Below are 3,318 nucleotides of genomic sequence, written 5' to 3'. Positions count from 1 at the left end.
CATTAAAATTTCAGTAAATGAACGTGAACTATTTGGCCACCACGAACGATTGGAGCTCGCATTAAATGACGGTTTTGACACGTGGGAGGACTTCTTCAATTACTTCTATCCAATTATACAAAAATCAGAAGATAAATGTTTTACAGGCAAAATAATTCATTGGACGGATTTTAAATACTAAAACATTTTTTATATAAAATTAATTTGTATGTTTTCACTTTGAAAAATAAATTATGAGCAAATCAATAGAAATTATTACTGAAAAACCGCTCCAAGCGAGCGGTTTTTTTATGCTTTTTACTCCCTCCCTTTGGGAGGGTTGGGGAGGGCTTAAAATCGGACTTGCAAATTATAAATAAAGTCAATAGTTTTGTAACATGGCAGTGAGGGACTTAACAGACAAATTGTACAGCGATATCAAGCGTGATTTTGAGAAGTACTCAAACGTCAAAGAATTTGGTGTGCAAAAGTATTCCTTAGCTTGGGTTTTTGCCAAATTGGGCGACAAATACTATAAATCTCCAAAAACAATTGAAAACATTGTTTTCAATCGCACACAACACCCCACTAGTCAATTGGCGCTTTTTGCTACGGCTCAACAATAAACCTTTCAACTTCCATATCGGCAAAAGTTCCGTTTTCGTATTCCACGAATGCGGTGTAGTCATTACTTAAACATTCATAACTGATGCGATATAAATTTCCTGCGTTTCCTGTGTCCTCTGGGTTAAAAGATACACGTTTCATACCTGTATAGTTCTCTCCAGATGATGCGTGCATTATTTTATTAAGCTCGTCTATTGTATCCAAAAAACTCAATGCCTCATCTTGATTATACGAACCTTTGTAAGTATCTGTAAACGTTTCAAAGTATAGGTAAAAATCAACTTGCAAAATGACTTGTTGCACTTTTTGAGAGAGGTCTTTTAGTTGATTAGATCTAAACGATAAAAATACTGCAGGTGTTGGAAAAGGATGCTCGTTCTCTAAAAATCCAACTTGATTATGCCATAAATCCACCCACTCAATAGCGGCTATTGAATTTGTGATTTTTTCGGCTAATTCTTTGTATAATGCCTTTGTCCAGTTTTGCGGTGCACTCATATTATATATTTTTAAATCGTTGCTCTATTTCGTTTTTAAACCAGTTTTCCAAGTTGCTCATTAAGGTTTCACTATGCCCTATAAATTGGCGTTTTGGTATTTTAATTGTGAGATGGTCTTTTTTTGAAATTGCCATCCATTTATACTTGGAGTCGTTGGTTGCATAATACATAAACCAAAAGAACTTCCGAGCCTTTTTAGTTAATGTTACGTTTATAGTTCCACCCTCATTATGAATTTTAGCATACGGAGAATTGGATCCAAAAAGTATGGCCGCCGAGGATCTATCCATTATCTTTAAACTATTTCGAAGGTTGGCACTTTTTACCAACAAAGCTCCTCCAGGGCGAGTGTCATTATTTCGTTTTGGCCAAGGTTCAAAACTCGAATTTGTGAAGCCTTGCTTTTGGAAACTATCAATAAAAAAGTTTAAGGCAGTAACCGCAGAATAGCTCACAACATCCCTTTTGAGTTCTTTTGCAAACCCAACAAAGTCTGGTACTTCATCTTCGCTCCTTTTTGCCATAGTAAAAATTTAAAGCGTTATTAATCAATGTTTAAAAAATATTTATATATTTGCTGTGTGAATAAGAACTTGGATTAACCGCCTTGTTCGTCCCTCACAGAAAGGCAGTCATTTATGACTGCTTTTTTCTTTTATAATGCTTTACTATTTTTCTATCTGAAGAAACAATGTAAACATCTTTAATATTTGGATGAACCTTATCATATTTAAGAATATTATTTATATTGATTTCTGCATTTTCGATGGTATCTTTATTTTTTGATAGATCTACTACTACTATTTCACATTCTTGAGCGTTAGCTTTTCTAAGAATATTTTTGTAGCTTATTTCGTCAGGAGCTTTGCGGTCTGCAATCTTTCCATTAATTCTATACTCTGGGTTCGATTTACCTTTTACAATCCAACCGTCCAAGTGAGCCAACAAATCAACGTTTAACTTTTCCTTATTAGCTAGAACCACAGCAACTTTATAGTTGCCGGACAATTCGTCTGGTCTTGTATCAGTCCATGGACTAATATTTACTTTTGCACCACTTGGAGACTTATATCGCTTAATTAATGGAACTTCTAACTTTGAAAGTTCGAAAGCTTTGTTGGTTTCATTTGTCCCCAACTCCTTAGCAATTTGAAAAAACGATTGACCTTTTGAAAAGATAACTCCAGTTTTGCCAACGTTTCCGATAAAGGTCTGCGGAACTGTTTTATCTTCATATTTGCCCTCGTCTGCTTTCTCTGCAGTTTGTACCGTATAGCATCGGCAGTTCCAACCATTAGGAGGGAAATAGTTATTCCAAAAATCGTCATCAATTGGCTTAATTATTCCGTGCAATGCTTGGTGTTCATCTCGAACCCTATCATCGGCAACGGTCATATATTTAAGGTTTGGAAATAGCTTTTTATCTGCTTGGTACTCCTGCCATTTTCGGGCGTGTTCTGCCGCATTTCGTGCCGTTGTATATTCCGTCTCGAGATAATTTTTATTATACCTAACATTGATTTTTTCAACTTCATTTCGGAACTCTGGAAATTGTCGCATTTGCTCTCCATCATAAAGAGCTTTGTTAATTTCGTGAAGTTCAACCATTGATTTTGCGTGAGAAAATCGGTAGATATTTTTGTGCATTTCTAATACTGCAGTATCGTTGCCAGCATCTTTTCCAAACTTTGTAAAATCAGAGCCAAAACCTTTGGAAACGCCATTAGTTAAGTCTTTATAAGTTTGATTAATTAGATCCTGGTTAATATCCTTTGAGGTTATTTTACCGTCGTGTAAATCCTTTGCAATCTTATCAATAATAGCGTTATAATCGCTTAAATCAACGGCTTCAATTTGTGGTATATGATTATGGTTGCAAACATTATAGTTGCCTTCTAATCGCTCAAAAAGAGCCGTTATTTTTGCGTCAGACTTTTTTTTTTAGCTTCTGCAGCTGCTAAAGGATCAACTGGAGCGTTTGCGGTTTTTTGTCCCAAAATTGGCACTCCAGTTTGTTGCTCTACCCACTCGGGATCTATTTCAAATTGATTGCCTAGAATATTCACAAGCTCTGCAGTTTCTTTTGACGTTCTAATTTCGGCATTGTCCCACTCAAAGTAATGATTTGACAAAGCGGAGTAAATGGATGATAACTTTACAAGTCTTGGAAATACTTGTTTATTTATTGTATTTTTTATCATCAACTTATCGC

General features: G+C 35.4%; 6 protein-coding genes and 1 pseudogene. 3 read left to right on the top strand and 4 right to left on the bottom strand.

Going from position 1 to position 3,318, the window contains the following annotated elements; genetic code table 11:
* The 3 genes and pseudogenes from ACIQ2X_RS14860 to ACIQ2X_RS14850 form a co-directional block, all read left to right on the top strand.
* Nucleotides 1–181 (top strand): annotated as a pseudogene (locus ACIQ2X_RS14860) (hypothetical protein); the annotation flags it as partial.
* A 52-nt stretch (nucleotides 182–233) separates the two neighbouring features.
* Complete coding sequence (locus tag ACIQ2X_RS14855) at nucleotides 234–359, top strand: hypothetical protein (RefSeq protein WP_396179737.1); 126 nt, start codon at nucleotides 234–236, stop codon at nucleotides 357–359.
* Between the two features lie 18 nt (nucleotides 360–377).
* A complete protein-coding gene (locus ACIQ2X_RS14850) occupies nucleotides 378–605 on the top strand; it encodes a hypothetical protein (protein ID WP_396179735.1) in 228 nt (75 codons plus the stop codon).
* On the opposite strand, the gene ACIQ2X_RS14845 is transcribed toward ACIQ2X_RS14850, so the two are convergent.
* The 4 genes from ACIQ2X_RS14845 to ACIQ2X_RS14830 form a co-directional block, all read right to left on the bottom strand.
* Nucleotides 589–1,104: a hypothetical protein gene (locus ACIQ2X_RS14845; protein WP_396179734.1), complete on the bottom strand. Its 516-nt coding sequence runs from the start codon at nucleotides 1,102–1,104 to the stop codon at nucleotides 589–591. The two genes, ACIQ2X_RS14850 and ACIQ2X_RS14845, sit on opposite strands and share 17 nt — an antisense overlap.
* Nucleotide 1,105: 1 nt before the next feature.
* Nucleotides 1,106–1,630 carry a phage virion morphogenesis protein gene (locus ACIQ2X_RS14840; RefSeq protein WP_396179733.1) on the bottom strand — a complete coding sequence of 175 codons (525 nt, stop codon included), beginning with the start codon at nucleotides 1,628–1,630 and terminating at the stop codon, nucleotides 1,106–1,108.
* A gap of 112 nt (nucleotides 1,631–1,742) precedes the next feature.
* Nucleotides 1,743–2,714, bottom strand: a complete 972-nt coding sequence (locus tag ACIQ2X_RS14835; protein WP_396179732.1) for a phage minor head protein — start codon at nucleotides 2,712–2,714, stop codon at nucleotides 1,743–1,745.
* Nucleotides 2,715–3,022: 308 nt separating this feature from the next.
* A partial coding sequence (locus ACIQ2X_RS14830) for a hypothetical protein (protein WP_396179731.1) occupies nucleotides 3,023–3,318 on the bottom strand: 296 nt, incomplete at its 5' end.

The sequence above is a fragment of the Flavobacterium sp. genome, assembly GCF_044368625.1.
In the GTDB taxonomy this organism is placed as follows: Bacteria; Bacteroidota; Bacteroidia; order Flavobacteriales; family Flavobacteriaceae; genus Flavobacterium.
Note: the sequence above shows the minus strand (reverse complement) of the source record. Positions and strands in the feature narration are given on the sequence as shown.

Coding starts and splice junctions, on each gene's coding strand:
- ACIQ2X_RS14855 (WP_396179737.1), top strand. CDS start 234: ATGAGCAAATCAATAGAAATTATTACTGAAAAACCGCTCCAAGCGAGC.
- ACIQ2X_RS14850 (WP_396179735.1), top strand. CDS start 378: ATGGCAGTGAGGGACTTAACAGACAAATTGTACAGCGATATCAAGCGT.
- ACIQ2X_RS14845 (WP_396179734.1), bottom strand. CDS start 1,104: ATGAGTGCACCGCAAAACTGGACAAAGGCATTATACAAAGAATTAGCC.
- ACIQ2X_RS14840 (WP_396179733.1), bottom strand. CDS start 1,630: ATGGCAAAAAGGAGCGAAGATGAAGTACCAGACTTTGTTGGGTTTGCA.
- ACIQ2X_RS14835 (WP_396179732.1), bottom strand. CDS start 2,714: ATGGTTGAACTTCACGAAATTAACAAAGCTCTTTATGATGGAGAGCAA.